The sequence below is a fragment of the Pseudomonas sp. RIT288 genome (assembly GCF_000631985.1).
In the GTDB taxonomy this organism is placed as follows: domain Bacteria; phylum Pseudomonadota; class Gammaproteobacteria; order Pseudomonadales; family Pseudomonadaceae; genus Aquipseudomonas.
The window spans coordinates 61,944-76,281 of record NZ_JFYN01000006.1 but is presented as its reverse complement, the minus strand read 5'-3'; the positions used below and the strand labels follow the sequence as shown (position 1 = coordinate 76,281).

Annotated in this window: 13 protein-coding genes and 1 pseudogene; 5 read left to right on the top strand and 9 right to left on the bottom strand. The window is 54.9% G+C overall.

Features of this window, described 5'->3' with window-relative positions; translation table 11 throughout:
* Positions 1-244: 244 nt before the first annotated feature.
* The 4 genes from BW33_RS07660 to BW33_RS29065 are packed head-to-tail and all read right to left on the bottom strand — an operon-like array spanning position 245 to position 5,885.
* Positions 245-793: a hypothetical protein gene (locus BW33_RS07660; RefSeq protein WP_146774715.1), complete on the bottom strand. Its 549-nt coding sequence runs from the start codon at positions 791-793 to the stop codon at positions 245-247.
* A complete protein-coding gene (locus tag BW33_RS07655) occupies positions 768-2,801 on the bottom strand; it encodes a hypothetical protein (protein ID WP_047598120.1) in 2,034 nt (677 codons plus the stop codon). Before BW33_RS07655 ends, BW33_RS07660 begins: the two co-directional genes overlap by 26 nt.
* Entirely contained in the window at positions 2,801-4,771 is a 1,971-nt protein-coding gene (locus BW33_RS29070; protein ID WP_160168815.1) for a hypothetical protein, read from the bottom strand. The genes BW33_RS07655 and BW33_RS29070 overlap by 1 nt, the downstream gene beginning before the upstream one ends.
* A 10-nt stretch (positions 4,772-4,781) precedes the next feature.
* Positions 4,782-5,885: a hypothetical protein gene (locus BW33_RS29065; protein WP_152546095.1), complete on the bottom strand. Its 1,104-nt coding sequence runs from the start codon at positions 5,883-5,885 to the stop codon at positions 4,782-4,784.
* 362 nt (positions 5,886-6,247) lie between these two features.
* On the opposite strand from BW33_RS29065, the pseudogene BW33_RS07640 reads away from it, so the two are divergent.
* From BW33_RS07640 to BW33_RS07630, 3 genes and pseudogenes are all read left to right on the top strand, one after another.
* Positions 6,248-6,391 (top strand): annotated as a pseudogene (locus BW33_RS07640) (YajD family HNH nuclease); the annotation flags it as partial.
* A gap of 192 nt (positions 6,392-6,583) precedes the next feature.
* Positions 6,584-7,054: an RNA methyltransferase gene (locus tag BW33_RS07635; RefSeq protein WP_007911337.1), complete on the top strand. Its 471-nt coding sequence runs from the start codon at positions 6,584-6,586 to the stop codon at positions 7,052-7,054.
* 82 nt (positions 7,055-7,136) lie between these two features.
* Positions 7,137-7,514, top strand: a complete 378-nt coding sequence (locus tag BW33_RS07630) for a YgaP family membrane protein (protein WP_047598116.1) — start codon at positions 7,137-7,139, stop codon at positions 7,512-7,514.
* Between the two features lie 85 nt (positions 7,515-7,599).
* Here the strand turns inward: BW33_RS07630 and BW33_RS07625 are convergent, their stop codons facing one another.
* Entirely contained in the window at positions 7,600-8,829 is a 1,230-nt protein-coding gene (locus tag BW33_RS07625; RefSeq protein WP_047598114.1) for a hypothetical protein, read from the bottom strand.
* Between the two features lie 35 nt (positions 8,830-8,864).
* Positions 8,865-9,314, bottom strand: a complete 450-nt coding sequence (locus BW33_RS07620) for a YcgN family cysteine cluster protein (protein ID WP_047598112.1) — start codon at positions 9,312-9,314, stop codon at positions 8,865-8,867.
* 165 nt (positions 9,315-9,479) lie between these two features.
* Between BW33_RS07620 and BW33_RS07615 the strand changes: the two genes are divergently transcribed.
* Positions 9,480-10,073 carry a nitroreductase family protein gene (locus BW33_RS07615; RefSeq protein WP_047598111.1) on the top strand — a complete coding sequence of 198 codons (594 nt, stop codon included), beginning with the start codon at positions 9,480-9,482 and terminating at the stop codon, positions 10,071-10,073.
* Positions 10,074-10,196: 123 nt separating this feature from the next.
* Here the strand turns inward: BW33_RS07615 and BW33_RS07610 are convergent, their stop codons facing one another.
* The 3 genes from BW33_RS07610 to rnd all read right to left on the bottom strand — a co-directional run bounded on the left by BW33_RS07610 (position 10,197) and on the right by rnd (position 12,671).
* On the bottom strand, positions 10,197-11,129 hold the full coding sequence (locus BW33_RS07610) for a D-2-hydroxyacid dehydrogenase (protein WP_047598110.1): 933 nt from the start codon (positions 11,127-11,129) through the stop codon (positions 10,197-10,199).
* Between the two features lie 118 nt (positions 11,130-11,247).
* Positions 11,248-11,541 carry a YcgL domain-containing protein gene (locus BW33_RS07605; protein WP_047598109.1) on the bottom strand — a complete coding sequence of 98 codons (294 nt, stop codon included), beginning with the start codon at positions 11,539-11,541 and terminating at the stop codon, positions 11,248-11,250.
* Positions 11,538-12,671, bottom strand: coding sequence for a ribonuclease D (gene rnd / locus BW33_RS07600; RefSeq protein ID WP_047598107.1), 1,134 nt, complete (start codon positions 12,669-12,671; stop codon positions 11,538-11,540). Before rnd ends, BW33_RS07605 begins: the two co-directional genes overlap by 4 nt.
* A gap of 327 nt (positions 12,672-12,998) precedes the next feature.
* On the opposite strand from rnd, the gene BW33_RS07595 reads away from it, so the two are divergent.
* On the top strand, positions 12,999-14,180 hold the full coding sequence (locus tag BW33_RS07595; protein WP_047598105.1) for a cyanate transporter: 1,182 nt from the start codon (positions 12,999-13,001) through the stop codon (positions 14,178-14,180).
* The last annotated feature ends 158 nt before the right edge of the window (positions 14,181-14,338 follow it).

The following is a 14,338-nucleotide window of genomic DNA, read 5'->3' as shown; positions in this document are numbered from 1 at the left end:
ATGAGGTAAATGGCATGCCACAAAGCTAGTGATATCAAATAGGAAAGGGCTACTTATTCTCCATCATGGACTTCAAGAATAGGATCTCTGACACTTTGAACGCTAAAAAGGCTGAGAGGCAGGGAAATGCGGAGGCGCGACCGCATTTCCAGCTATTAAAGAGATATTGGACGAGGTGTTGAGAATCACTCCTACGCCCCCAGAGCCGCTATAATTTTAGCGTATGCGCGACTCCCTATACCGCCTACTTCTGGTCAAGAGTCTTAACGGTACCTTTCCTGCATTCAGAAATTAACACTACTGCCTTATCAGACAACTGCACTCGCAGCATGAGCAACTCTTCTTCGAGCTGAGTTATTTTTAGCAGCGCCTCCTCCAACTTCGCATCTCGAGATACAATTTCAATGGCATAAATCTCGTTATAAGATCTAGCCAAATCAGTATACCTTTCTTTCCAATCATCAATTTTGCATGTAACCTTGCGCCGGACAGTCTTGGACCCTTTAACCAGCTGTTCCTCCAGTGTTTCTAGCCACTCTTTTAATATGACCCTACTGGTTAATTTATGAACTTCGCCCTGCAATGTAATCTTGTGTATTCCAGCGCGACGACAAACCTCTGCCATTGATAGCCTGCCCTTGTTGAAGGGGTAGATGCCATCATTACTTTCTAATTCAAGTTCAATAGTCGCCATAGCTTTATGGAGCTTTACGCTGACTGCATCTGAACGAGACTTAGCATGCGCAATTAAAGAACCATTGACGATATCATTTTTTGACTTGGATTTGACCATACGCCTCCACTAGCGGATGCGACCGCCATTTCTTCTCTACTTGTGGCCACCGATGGAGCCAATTTTTTAATTGGCCCGCCCACAGTGAAACAATCATGTCCTCCTCATCATCTATTGCCTTTTGCAAGTTCATAATAATTTCCGCAACAGCATCATCACACTTTTCTTGATGGGCGGCAGTTAGCAACTGGAATGGGCATCCGCTTTGGCAATATGCGGGATTAGTTCTTCCCTGACCCTTGGCACACAACCCACCGCTGCCAGTCGGCAGTGTGCAATACACTCCCGGGGAAACCATAATCCACGATCGCCCATCAAATGTTTCCCGCGCAGCAAATTCATAAGCATCCTGAGGCTCAAACTCCGATTTACCTAAGAGCTGTAAAAAGTTTGACTTCCGATTTCGTAGCTGTTCACCAACTGCACCACCTAAATTTTCCGAATCATTGATCACATCCACAGCCATCAGAATTACCAGTTCTTTCTGAACTTTTAATACCTCACGCGCAATCCCTTCATCACTGAGAATATAACTGCGAATAGTCATATCTAAATCCTCATGACCAAAGCAGTCCATAAGAATTATTGGCGAGTTGACCAATGATAGAGCTACGATACGTGCAAGAGTTTTTCGAAAACGGTGGACATGCACGCGACTTGAATTATCTAGGAATTGCCTGACATCAATCTTGGATGCGTAATCATCAATAAACCGGGTTAGCAGCAGATGCTTTTCCCCCATTAAACCGCGTCCAAACGTCCGAGTATGAACCCACAGATGATCTCCGCACACACCCGCTCGCTGTTTTACAAGCTGAGCAAGACGGATCTGCTGCAGCAGAGCGTCAACAACCAGCTCAGGCGCACAAAAATCTCTTTGTCGCCCTCCGAAATCGTTTACCAACTTATAAGTTTTCGCAACAATTCTATGCCCAATACCAGAAACTTCTTCAAGACAATTTACTGTAAACCCACATACCTCTGACGCCCTAGGACCACTTGCTAAGCATATCGGAAAAAGATGAGCACCTTGAAGTACGGATAATAAACCCCACGCGTCAGCAAAGGTTTTCGGGGGCCACGCCAGGTAAGGTAATTTTTCACTGAGAACCATACCTCTGTTTTTTGTTTCCTTCACCAAGAGATCCAACTCTAAAGACTCTATTGGTGAGCCATCTTTACTTAACCAACTCCAACCGGAAATCACCGCATCGCGTGCCTCTGCGATAGCAAGCTGCTGATTTCTCGGATGTAGATCTCCCCCATCCTGTCGTTTCCTGACGGGTACCAGCATCGCTTCCTCCAATGCCGCAAGCAAAGTAGGTCCTAACAATCGAATAATTCGAATTGATCTCCACCCGCATTCGCTTGTGAATTTATCAGGAAGCGGAAGCCAGGCTTCGCTCTTTTGGCATTTCTGGTCGGGCACAGCCTCGTTATAACGATTACGTTCTACCGCTCTTCCTTCAACCTGCGGTTCCTCCCGCAAACAGTCAGATATGTAGCCCCTTTCCTTAAACCTCCTAAGCGTATCAACAATGGAGTTCCCTATCGAACTCATATTGGAAAGCTCCCTACTGGCAGCGTTACTCCAAAACATCGTGGCGCTGTAGGGCTGTTCAACTATTTTTCTTGCAAGCCTAATCAGCAAGTGCAGCTCAGACATTATTGTGGAGGGCTTTGCGATGACCCGTGCGCCCGGCATAATGGATCTTACTATTCCGTAGCGGATGATTTCAGTCCATGCCTGCGATATTTTTAATTCGTCGACAGCCGAATCACTAGTTATTTGTTCGATCGAACAACTGCGCCGCGACAAACCTCGCAACTGTCCATCAGGCATAAATTCTGGAGGGAACTCCCACTTCCCCCACGAACCTCCAGCTCCGAGAGCATACTGAACGTCAAGCAGATCCCGAACTCCCATATTGAGAAGGTCATCAGCTTTCAATTTTTCATTGAGAGCGTCACGGCGGCTCTCGTATAAAGGCGAGACAAAGCCACCCATTAGTGCACTCCCGCTGCCGCAATCAATATCCGGTGCTCCCCAATATTAATCTTATGCCTCCACTGTGATACAGCCTGCGTCACCTCCGGTTCAGGCCACTGCTTCAGAGTAGCTTGAATCATTTCCATATCTATACTATCCGACGACTCATACCAGCGAACGTCTCCGACGTTACCTCTTTTCCACTCCAGTTCAGCCAGACACTTAGCCAAGTGAGATAAACTATCCTTAAACACTACTCCTCTAGGGCAACTAGCACACCTCTGACCTTGGGCGCAGACGGCTGTCCCGTCCCTTGGATGGAGCGGGTCTATCGACTCCGGAGGATTCAAAGGAGTTGTACAACCCATTCCGCTGTAAGTCCGGTTCTTTCGATATGCCGCTAATCTAGCAATTTGCTCTTCTGTTACATTTATACCGTCCACTGACGCCCGCAATAGAGCAAAGTCGATGACACGATGCACCTCAATCTGCTCAAATACCGTAGTCATTAGATTATTCAAATCTTTTTCCGACTCCTTACGCCAAGCTAGAGATCGAAGGTATCTTCTAGTGGTGTTAACACTTTTATGCCCCAGCGCTATCTGAGTTAGAAAAACAGAGTAACCACCTGTCCTATGAGCAACTTCAGCGAAAACATCCCGAAAATCAGACGGCCTAAACACAGGAAGTTTATCTATCGCATTTTTATTATAGGCACGAACAAGATCTGATAAAAACCCTCGCATACGACTCAAGTTCTCATCACTAAGAACCCTTATTGTCGTAGAATCATTAATTGACAACCAAGGAGACCTAACGGCTAATTCAGGGAATTTACTACGACCCGCATCAAACTTTAATCTTTCTCGAAGAGGCGCGGTTCGATGTAACAATTTCTGGATTATTTGAAAGCAGTGGGATGTACTTTTTACAGGAGAGATAGTATCTTGCCATTCTCTCCCTCGTGCTTTATAACTATGAATCCATACGTAGTCCTCACCATACTTACGAAACCACGTTTGTTCGCTTGAACAATCTAGAGCAAATACAGTAGTTGGATTCCACCCAGTTCTTGCCATAAACAACAATGCCAGGCAATAAATATCTTGCCCAGTGGGATATAGACCAGGCAACAAGTCATTTTCAACATTAATAGCTTGGCCTGCTCTTGGTTGGCCGAGCTGTTTTTTTGGCCACCAGCGTGGTAAAGTTTTGCCAAATCCCACTATCTTAGCAACTGTACTCATAACTGGCGCGGGCTCGCCACTAACTTTTATTACCTCCCTATACGTTGCGTGGATGTCAGCTTCGGTGACATTCCCGGCTATTAGTTCTTCCCTTGATAATCCTACAAGCGATTTTCCTTGCTCTGCCATTGAATCTGCATCATCCCACCTTTTCCAGATAGCATGTGCCTTCCGCGTTAATAGTTTGATCATCGTAACCCCCTCCGCTCTGGAGGGCGTATCAACACGACGTATCCTGTTAGGATTTTTAGCCGCAGGCCAATGTAAAGGCATCAGTCCTGCTGAGCGCCGGCTCATTTGAAGTATTAGAAGTACGGATCTATATTTTTCCGGTCGAACGGCGCACCAACTACCATCAGCAGGTCTCAACCACCGCAGTCCGTGGATTGTTTCAATCATAGCGATGCCATCGACTTTTCGGATACCATCTGCTTCCTTCAGATACCTTTCAAAAGCATCTAAAAAGCGCCAGAAAGATCGAAGTTCGTGGAGAAGGCCACTAATCGCCTGGGGACGCCTAGTTACAGCAATAACCTTAATTGCTGCAAATATATCTTCAGCCAGGCCTGGACGCCCGTTAAATCCCCCCGCCCAGTTCCCTTTTCTTTTAGATTTCGCACTTTCGCCCCCTAACCACAACTCTCCAAAATCAACGCACGCCGACGCCGAAACATAGTCTTTATGCTCACTTCTTATTAAAAAACGAGACTCCATAATCACCGCCTCGGCGAACTGCATCAATCAATAGAATTTACTCATCACATTCTTTTTGCCAAATTAGAACTGGATGAACAAATCTTGACAACAAGCGTTCGCGAGCTGCTGCCAGATAAATCATCGTAGTCTTTTCGTCTATATGGCCCAGCAGCGGGCTCAATATGATCTGAACTTGGCCCGCCATGAGCCCATGAAGCCATCCTGCGCTAGGAATTTCAGGAATTTTAGCGACATCAATAAGACTCTGCGTATAATCCACAATAGTGTTTACAGCAAATTCATGCCGAGCTCTGTGAGGGCTCCATTTCCACGGACCACATTCAACAGATGACCATGCCTGACGAACCCATCCTGCGGTAAGCGGGCGTCCGCGCTTACCTATCCAGAACTGATCGGTCCTAGCGATTTTTTTTCTGCGATCTCGATCTATCCGACTTTTTCCGCTAGTGATCCACCTCAATATTAGAGTCGCACGACCTTCTCTTTTGTAGTTATCCATCCGATCAGCAAGCTCAATCGGTATATATATCTGCCGAGGTGTAACACTCTCTTGGCTTCCGCGGAAAACTTTGGGGCCTTTAATACCCATACAGATCGTGCACGGCACCTCACCAGCGGCGACCCAATCATCTCGCCATGAATTTTTATCTTCCCCAAAATTTTTCCCTGGCAGATCATTAGCTCTCAATCCAATACCTTCACTGATCCTTACACCAGTCTTAATGAGAAACTCAGCAAAAAGCGACATTACTTCGCCATGACGAATTTTTAAAAGTGTTTTCCACTTCGATAGTGCCTTCTCTGTCGGTAGGGATAATCTGCTTCTCTCTGGAGGAAGCGCCGCCACTCGCACAGATCCTAGATTATTTCGCCGCCGTAATTTTTGATTTTGACTTCCTCTTAGGCTGACGAGAGCATCAAAACTCTCTCTGTAGCCTCGATCAGCCGCCCAAATTAGGAAGTAACAAGCCTCTGCAACTCTAGCGTTTACTGTTTCGTTGGAAAGCCGTTTTTGACTACGCGAAGCAGAGCCATCAAGCATCCCCACCTGCCACTTGTCTATCAAATCATCTTGGTAAGTAACTTCACGCCAAGCGTTGGAATTTTTTTCCTTATTGCACCACAGGAGAAACTCCATCAGCCGACGAGCCATCGCGTCAAGGCTATTAATCGTTAGGCTTCTGTTAAAACGAAAGCGCTCTTCCCCGTATCCAACTTTTGGCCTCCACTCAAGACAGGCCCTCTCTCTCAAGTAGCGATTCGCTTCAACTGGGTAACTTCCATCGTCAGCTATTAGAAAAGGCACATACGCAAGCTTTGGATACCCAAGCGTATGCATTCTGTCGGGGGCTGGAAAAATTACTCGCATGGAAAATCCTCCAGGGCACATCCTCAGAGGCTAGTTCACTCAGGTGACCTGTCAACGACAACCAGATCAGAGTTTAAAAGTGAAGATCAACAAAGACGGAGTCACATACCAAATATGTGCACTGTCAGAAATGCCTGTACTGCCACGACAACGAACACTCACGCTACACCGACCAGCAATACTTCGGCGACGGCTCGCTGAGCACGCCGAAAATCGCCAAGGCGACGCATAACCCGTTTGCTGCCCTCGCCGGGTTGATGAAAAAAGAAGACTGAAGATCTTCAGCGCCTGAACCGGCCCTTTCGCGAGCAGGCTCGCTCCCACATTTGATCGGTGGTGTACACAAAATCAATGTGGGAGCGAGCCTGCTCGCGAAGGCGGCCGGCCAGACACAACAGATCTCGAATCTGCCCGCCCTCCCCCAATCCCCGTATAATCGCCCTCTTTTTCCCGAAGGCACCCCGCTCGTGGCAGACAAACGTTACAGCTGCATTGGTTTGTACAACCCCAAGTCACCGGAGAACGTCGGCTCGGTGATGCGCGCCGCAGGCTGCTACGGCGTGGCATCGGTGTTCTACACCGGCAAGCGTTATGAACGCGCCGCCGATTTCGTTACCGATACCAAACGCGTGCACTACGACATTCCGCTGATCGGCATCGACGACCTGAAAAAGATCCTCCCGCTCAACTGCGTCCCGGTCGCCGTGGAACTGGTCGAGGGTGCCCGCCCGCTGCCCGAATACACCCACCCGGACCGTGCGCTATACATCTTCGGCCCGGAAGACGGCTCGCTGGATAAAGAGATCCGCGACTGGTGCGAAGACGTTGTGTACATCCCGACCACCGGCTGCATGAATCTGGCGGCGACGGTCAACGTCGTACTCTACGACCGCATGGCCAAGGGCCTGAATACCCGCTCCGGGCCGAAATTCCGCTGAAACGTCGCACATTCGATGGAACGAGCCGGCCGCTGCAGCAGTCAGCTTATCTATCTATTGCACATTGCCTGGGAGACAGATCATGACCGAACTCAAACGCGTCCAACGTATCGATTCCACCCCGTTCCAGAGCCCGACCGAGCAGAACGTACAGGGCTGGGAGCGTATCGGCTCGCTGGCCGGTGGCGTGATCATGGTTGGCAAGGGCCTGCGCCGTGGCGGCGTGTTCGGTCTGATTCAGGTGGCAATTGGCGGCGTGGCGATGGCCCGTGGCATCACCGGGCACAGCTCGGTGAAAAGCCTGCTGGAGAAAAGCCGTCAGGACATCAACAACGTGCGGGCGAAGATCGAGCGGGCCGGGGAAGAACTGAGCCAGCTCAAGGCCAATGCCGAGGCGGCGACCAGCACTGCGACGGTGACCGGCAATGACTCGGTGAAATCGCCGAAGGCCGGGGTTTGATTCTCTGAAAACAAAAGATCGCAGCCTGCGGCAGCTCCTACACCAATTTCTGTAGGAGCTGCCGCAGGCTGCGATCTTTTGATCTTTACTGGAGTAACTCGGTATCAAGGACTTTAGAGGTCTCGCCGAGCACGCTGTCAGCCAGTTGCACAAACTCCCTGGTATCCACCGTCCCCAGATGCATCGCCCCGCGCAACACATCATCCAGCGAACGTTTGTTGCGCGTCTTCAGACGAATCTCGCGATCCAGTTCCTGCAGCACCAGCACCGCTTTTGAAAGCTGCGCCGCACTGATCTGTTCGCCGCGCAGGGTCGTGACTTTCTGACTGTCCCGGGTCAACTTCGCCTGTAACGCCTGATATCGCTCATCGCTCATGCCCCCGGCGCGCCGCACCAGTTCGATCGCGTAATACTCGGCAAACCCTTCGCTGATCCAGTCGCTGCGCCGCTCGTCATTGATGCGCCCGAACACCTGCGCCAGCTCACGTACCAGCGCACTGCTGCCGCTCTCGCTGACCAGCGGCAAACGTGTGTTCACGTAAATTGACTCATGTGCGCCGAGGGTGCCGCGCCACATCGGGTCGTTGGCGCCGACGATCAGCAGTTTTTTCGGATGCCGGGGATAGACCGCTTGCACCTGCGGCCAGACGAACGTCAGCAAGGTCAGCACATCCATGCGGCGCATGCCCTGCCCTTGCGGCGAGGCCACGGTGACTTCGGTTTCGCCCAGACGCGTGCGACGGCTGCCGAGGTGGCCGGCGAGCATCCAGCCGGTCGGGCGGTCGAACAGGCGGGACGGGTTGTCGATGCGGAATTTTTTCTTGCCGATGCGCGGCCAGGCGGTTTCAACGCTTTGCCAGCCATTGGGCAATTCGAATTGCAGACGAGACACCAGCTCGACGCCATCCTGCTGATCGAGCCGGGCCGGCGGCACCAGATCATCGCCGCGCAGCAGCGCCCAGGTCGGGGTCATGCGCGTGTCGAAGCTGCCGCTCTTGCGGCCGTGGCTGATACTGACGCGATAAGTCAGGCTGGGCTTGTCGCCGAACGGGCGCCAGAGGCCCCGGGTCTGTTTGCCCGGGGTCAGTTGCCACTGGCCATCGGCCTTGAAGTCGCTGTAATGGGTGCCATCGCCGAGGTCGAAGTCGAGACTGCGCACCGCTTCGCCTTTGGCCAGGGTCAGGCGCACTTCGGCCTGATCGCTTTGCGGCAACAGACGCACGTGGTAATCCAGATCGATTTTCTTTGCCGCCCACACTGGCGCGCTTAGCGTCAGCAGGCCGATCAACGATGCCCGCAGCAATCCCCCAGCCATACACACTCCTTGTTGAATCCTGGAACCCTTGGTGCTTAACCGGCGCGGAAAATCAGGTGATCTTCCCAGTCGTCCTCCGGCACGCTGCCTTCGGCGAGCATGCGCCCGGACTGGGAAATCCTTTCGTGGTGCACGGCGTCACGATCGCCGCACACCAGGTGGTGCCACAGCGGCAGATCCTTGCCTTCGCTGACCAGACGATAACCGCAGGTCGGCGGTAGCCATTTGAATTCTTCGGCCTGGCCCGGAGTGAGCTGGATACAGTCCGGGACAAACGTGATGCGATTCGGGTAGTCGCTGCACTGACAGGTTTTCAGGTCCAGCAGTTTGCAGGCGATGCGCGTGTAATAGACGCTGTTGTCTTCTTCATCTTCGAGTTTCTGCAGGCAGCACAGACCGCAGCCGTCGCACAGCGATTCCCATTCCTCGTGATCCAGTTGATCGAGGGTTTTGCGTTTCCAGAACGGTTCGACTTTGGCGGCCATGGCTCAAGCATCAACATCAGGTGGTGAAAAGGCCGCCAGTCTAGTGCCCAAGGCCTTGCGGGCCAAGCGCTGGCGACTGTCGGTAAATCCCGCTTGTCAGCCGAATCGCCGCCCAGTAGGGTTTTGCCAAGAATTCATGACTCAAACACAGCAAGGAATCTTTTGATGAGTGCCAACCCTCGCGTTGCCGATTACGCCATTCACCCGCAGTTCACCGACCGCTGGTCGCCCCGCGCCTTCACCGGCGAAGCAATCCCGGAAGAAACCCTGCTGAGCTTTTTCGAAGCAGCACGCTGGGCGCCGTCGGCCTACAACTCGCAGCCATGGCGCTTTCTGTATGCGCGCCGGGATACACCGAACTGGCAGCGCTTCCTGGGTCTGCTGAATGAATTCAACCGCAGCTGGGCGCAACACGCTTCGGCACTGGTGATCGTGATTTCGAAAACCACCTTCACCGCACCCGGTGCCAGCGAAGAGTCCCCGGCGCTGTGGCACACCTTCGACACCGGCTCGGCCTGGGGCCACCTGGCGCTGCAAGCGAGCATCAGCGGCTGGCACACCCACGGCATGGCCGGTTTCGATCAGGAGCTGACCCGCAAGGAGCTGAATATTCCTGAAGGTTATGCGCTGCACGCGGCGGTCGCTATCGGCAAGCTGGGTGACAAGGCGACCCTGGCCGAGTACTTGCAGGCCCGTGAAGAGCCGAGCCCGCGTCGTCCGCTGAGCGAGCTGGCTGCAGAAGGCAGCTTCACCCTGTAAGCCACCATGCAAAAACCACTGTAGGAGTGAGCCTGCTCGCGATGGCGTAGTGTCAGACAACATCAATGTCGACTGACACACCCTATCGCGAGCAGGCTCACTCCTACAGGTATCGCGCTGGATTTAATATCCGCGGTTGAAATCAACTTCCCCGCGCAATGCCTCTCCCGCCTGATACGCCTTCAGGTTCTCGACGAACAACTGCACCATCAATGCCGGCGAGGTTGGTGCCGAGCTGTGCCCGGTCAGCAGCAGGCCCCAGGCAGTCCAGAACGGATGGCGTTGCGGCAACGGCTCCTGACGGCAAACGTCGATCACCGCGCCAGCCAGATGCCCTTCTTTCAGCGCTTCGACCAGATCCGCGTCAACCACTGCCACACCGCGTCCGACGTTGATGAACAAACCGGTCGGCTTGAATTGCTTGAACAGCGCCGCGTCGTAGATATCGTGGGTGTGCGCGGTATTCGGCAGCAGGTTGACCACGTAATCGACCGCGCCCACCAGCCGTGGCAGATCCGCCATCGAGCCGACTTCGACGAACGGCGCCTGCTCGCGCGCGCTGCTGGCGATGCCGTACAGCTCGACCCCGAATGGCAACAGAAACTGCGCCACGCTCTGGCCGATGTCGCCGGTGCCGACGATCAGCACCTTGCGCCCCACCAGACTCTGGCCGGTGCGGTTGTCCCACTTGCGCTCGACCTGGCTGACCAGGCGCGCCAGCACTTCTCGCTCGTGGCCGAGCATGTAGGTCAGCACGTATTCGGCCATCACCTGACCGAAGATCCCCACCGCGCGGGTCAGGCGGTAATCGCGGCGCAAACCGTCGGCGAGCAACGGCGTGATGCCGGCCCAGGTCGATTGCAGCCATTGCGGCTGATGGCCCTGACGCAGCAGCGTCGCCAGCAGATCCGGCTGCCCCAGCCACACCGGGCAATCGGCAGCCTGACGGGCCAGTTCGGCAGAGTCGCCACTGGTCAGTACTTCAAGTTCGGGGGCCGCCTGACGCAGCAGCCGGGCGTACACCGCGTGGTCGTGTTCAGCAATCAGAACGCGCATCTTCAAACCTTTCGCAAACCGTGCAGGCAACCGCCGAAGGAGTCGCGCTCCTTCGTGGCGGTCGTCGCCGTAAAATCAGTTCCAGGGTGGCAAGAGGCCCAGAACAGGGCCTCGCAGATCAGACCGGGTCGTTGCGTCGCAGCAATTCTTCCGGCAGGTGTTCGATGTACTCGTCCTCGGCCGGCGGCATCTGCAGGTGGTAACCCTGCTTGTCGAGGTTTTCCAGGACCACGACGATGTCCTCGCTGGCCAGCTTGCGCTCAGGCGACAGCACCAGATCGAAAGAATGTTTCGGCTTGCCGAACGCCAGCATCAGGGGTTCCGGCACACGCTCCAGAGCATCGCTCTTGAGCACATAAAGATACATTCCGCTTCGCTTGGAGCTTTGGTAAATGGAGCAAATACGTTTCAAGGCTGTTCTCCGGCGGTGGCCAGGCTGTCGAGCAGCTTCTGGCCCATGAGTTCGCGGCGCCAGCCACGCAGCGACTCAGGCAATTGATAAGGACCCTCTGGGAAGCCGCTTTTGACCAGCGCTTCGAGGGTTTTCTTGCGCAGCATCAGTTCCGGGGCGATGCCCAGGCATTCGGCTTCGACCTGGCCGAGGGCGCGCAGTTGCTTGATCAGCGCTGCCGCTTCGACCGGCAATGGCTCCGGCACCGCCGGCGGCCATTGATCAGGCCCCACACTGCCAGAGCGCTTGATCAGATCAAGCAGAAATTGGCCGTCCTGACGCACGGTACGCGGGTGCATGTCTTCGATCTTGCCCAACGCCGCGAGGTTGTCCGGTTGCGTGCGGGCCAGTGGCCACAGCGAGTGTTCACGGACGATGCGGTTGCGCGGCAGATTGCGCGCGCGGGCTTCACGCTCACGCCAGGCGCACAGCTCACGCAGCACCGCCAGTTGCGCGCGGGACAGTTTCCACGCCAGTTTGGCTTCGCGATAGACCTCGTACGGATCGGTCTCGCGGCGCAGGTTGGCCACCAGTTCGGCGCCATCCTCCAGCACCCAGGCGAATTTGTCGTCAGACAGTTTCGGCCGCAGTTGTACGAAAACTTCCGCCAGATGCACCGCGTCTTCGGCGGCATAGCTGATTTGTGTGTCGGAAAGCGGACGCTGCAACCAGTCGGAGCGGGTTTCACCCTTCGGCAGGTCGATACCGAGTACTTCCTGCACCAGTCGCGAATAGCCCATCGAGAACCCGAGGTTCAGGTAGGCCGCTGCCAATTGAGTGTCGAACAGTGGCGCCGGCAAGCTGCCGGTCAGGCGCAACAGCACTTCGAGGTCTTCGCTGCAGGCGTGCAGGACTTTGAGCACCGCCGGGTTTTCCAGCAACGCCGCCAGCGGTTGCCAGGCGTCGATGGTCAGCGGATCGATCAGGTAGGCGCGTTTGCCGTCACCGACCTGCAGCAAACCGGCAATCGGGTAGAAGGTGTCGACCCGCATGAATTCGGTGTCGAGGGCAACGAACGGCAGTTGCTGCCACTCGGCGCAAAACTGCGCGAGGCTTTCGTTGTCGCGAATCCAGTGAATATCGATGGCCACACGGCTCTCCCTTGAAGAATGGCGCGCAGTATATATCGCCGCCGGCGTTTTACGCGCCTGCGCTGGTCCAGAGCTGTAACGAAATGTCCTGCCAGAGGCAAAGAATAGTCTTACAGCGTGGTCAGCAAGAGGAATACGAACCTCCCCGTGTAGGAGCTGCCGCAGGCTGCGATCTTTTGATCTTGAAAAACAAAAGATCGCAGCCTGCGGCAGCTCCTACAGGGGGGAAGAGTCATATTTAGTTTTTAAATAATGCTCGGGAAATCTGATTTGCCGATACGTGCGCCACGCCGCCTAATCGACAGCCTCCACAATCAGAGCCTGCCGATGGAAAACGTCCGCGCCACCACCCGCCCCGCTGTCTGGCTGATGTCCGGGATCATTCTCGTCGCGCTCAATCTGCGCCCCTCCATGGCCGCCGTCGGGCCGTTGTTGTCGGCGATTCGTGGCGATATGCCGTTGAGCTTCAGCGTGGCTTCGCTGCTGACCATGCTGCCGGTGATGGCGATGGGGCTGGCGATGTTTTTCGGCATCCGTATCAGCCGACGGTTGGGCGAGCAACGCACGGTAATCCTGTCGTTGTCGATCATCGGACTGGCGACGCTGTCGCGGCTGGTGCTCGATTCGGCGCCGCAATTGATTGGTAGCGCGGTGCTGGCCGGGATGGGTATCGCCCTGATTCAGGCGCTGATGCCGGTGCTGATCAAGTCACGCTTCCCCGACCATGTGGCGCTGTGCATGGGCCTGTATGTCACGTCGATCATGGGCGGCGCCGCACTGGCCGCCTCATTTTCGCCACTGGTGCTGCTGCAGACCGGCAGCTGGCGGATCGGGCTGGCAATCTGGGCGGCACTGGCCTTGCTCGCGTTGCTGGTCTGGTGGACACAGTCGACCCCGTCATCCATCCAGAACACGCCTGCAGGAAAAGAGTCCTTCACGCGTAGCTCCCGCGCTTGGCTGCTTGCCCTCTTCTTCGGCCTCGGCACGGCGTCCTACACCTGCGTACTCGCCTGGCTGGCGCCGTACTACGTGGAACAGGGCTGGAGCGAACAGCACGCCGGACTGCTGCTGGGTTTTCTGACCGCCATGGAGGTGATTTCCGGGCTGGTGACGCCGGCCATCGCCAACCGCAGCCGTGATCGCCGCGCGGTCCTCGCGGCATTGCTGCTGCTGATCATCGGCGGCTTCTGCGGATTGATCCTCAGCCCGCAACATCTCAGCCTGCTGTGGCCGTGCCTGTTGGGGCTGGGGATTGGCGGCTTGTTCCCGATGAGCCTGATCGTCTCGCTCGATCACCTCGACAACCCGCAGCGCGCCGGCAGCCTGACCGCGTTCGTGCAAGGCATCGGCTACCTGATCGCCGGGTTTTCGCCACTGCTGGCCGGAATCATCCGCGACCGTCTCGGCAGCTTTGAATGGGCATGGTGGTCGCTGACCGCAGTGATGGTGGTGATGTTGTTGATAGTGCTGCGCTTTGACCCTCGGCAGTACGCCCGACACATTCGCTGAAGCAGAATGCCGTCGCCGAGCTAGAGGCCTGTTGCCATCTTTCTGCGGTTTATTTGCCGACGTCGTGTTGCTAAAACTTTCTGTCCCACTGGCGACATTGAAACGTCCTACAGGGCTTTGTCCTGGCACCATCGTTCCGCTACGATCATGCGCACACG

Coding starts and splice junctions, on each gene's coding strand:
- BW33_RS07655 (WP_047598120.1), bottom strand. CDS start 2,801: ATGGGTGGCTTTGTCTCGCCTTTATACGAGAGCCGCCGTGACGCTCTC.
- BW33_RS07615 (WP_047598111.1), top strand. CDS start 9,480: ATGAGTGCCAACCCTCGCGTTGCCGATTACGCCATTCACCCGCAGTTC.
- BW33_RS07610 (WP_047598110.1), bottom strand. CDS start 11,129: ATGCGCGTTCTGATTGCTGAACACGACCACGCGGTGTACGCCCGGCTG.
- BW33_RS07625 (WP_047598114.1), bottom strand. CDS start 8,829: ATGGCTGGGGGATTGCTGCGGGCATCGTTGATCGGCCTGCTGACGCTA.
- BW33_RS29065 (WP_152546095.1), bottom strand. CDS start 5,885: ATGGAGTTTCTCCTGTGGTGCAATAAGGAAAAAAATTCCAACGCTTGG.
- BW33_RS07660 (WP_146774715.1), bottom strand. CDS start 793: ATGGTCAAATCCAAGTCAAAAAATGATATCGTCAATGGTTCTTTAATT.
- BW33_RS07630 (WP_047598116.1), top strand. CDS start 7,137: ATGACCGAACTCAAACGCGTCCAACGTATCGATTCCACCCCGTTCCAG.
- BW33_RS07620 (WP_047598112.1), bottom strand. CDS start 9,314: ATGGCCGCCAAAGTCGAACCGTTCTGGAAACGCAAAACCCTCGATCAA.
- BW33_RS07595 (WP_047598105.1), top strand. CDS start 12,999: ATGGAAAACGTCCGCGCCACCACCCGCCCCGCTGTCTGGCTGATGTCC.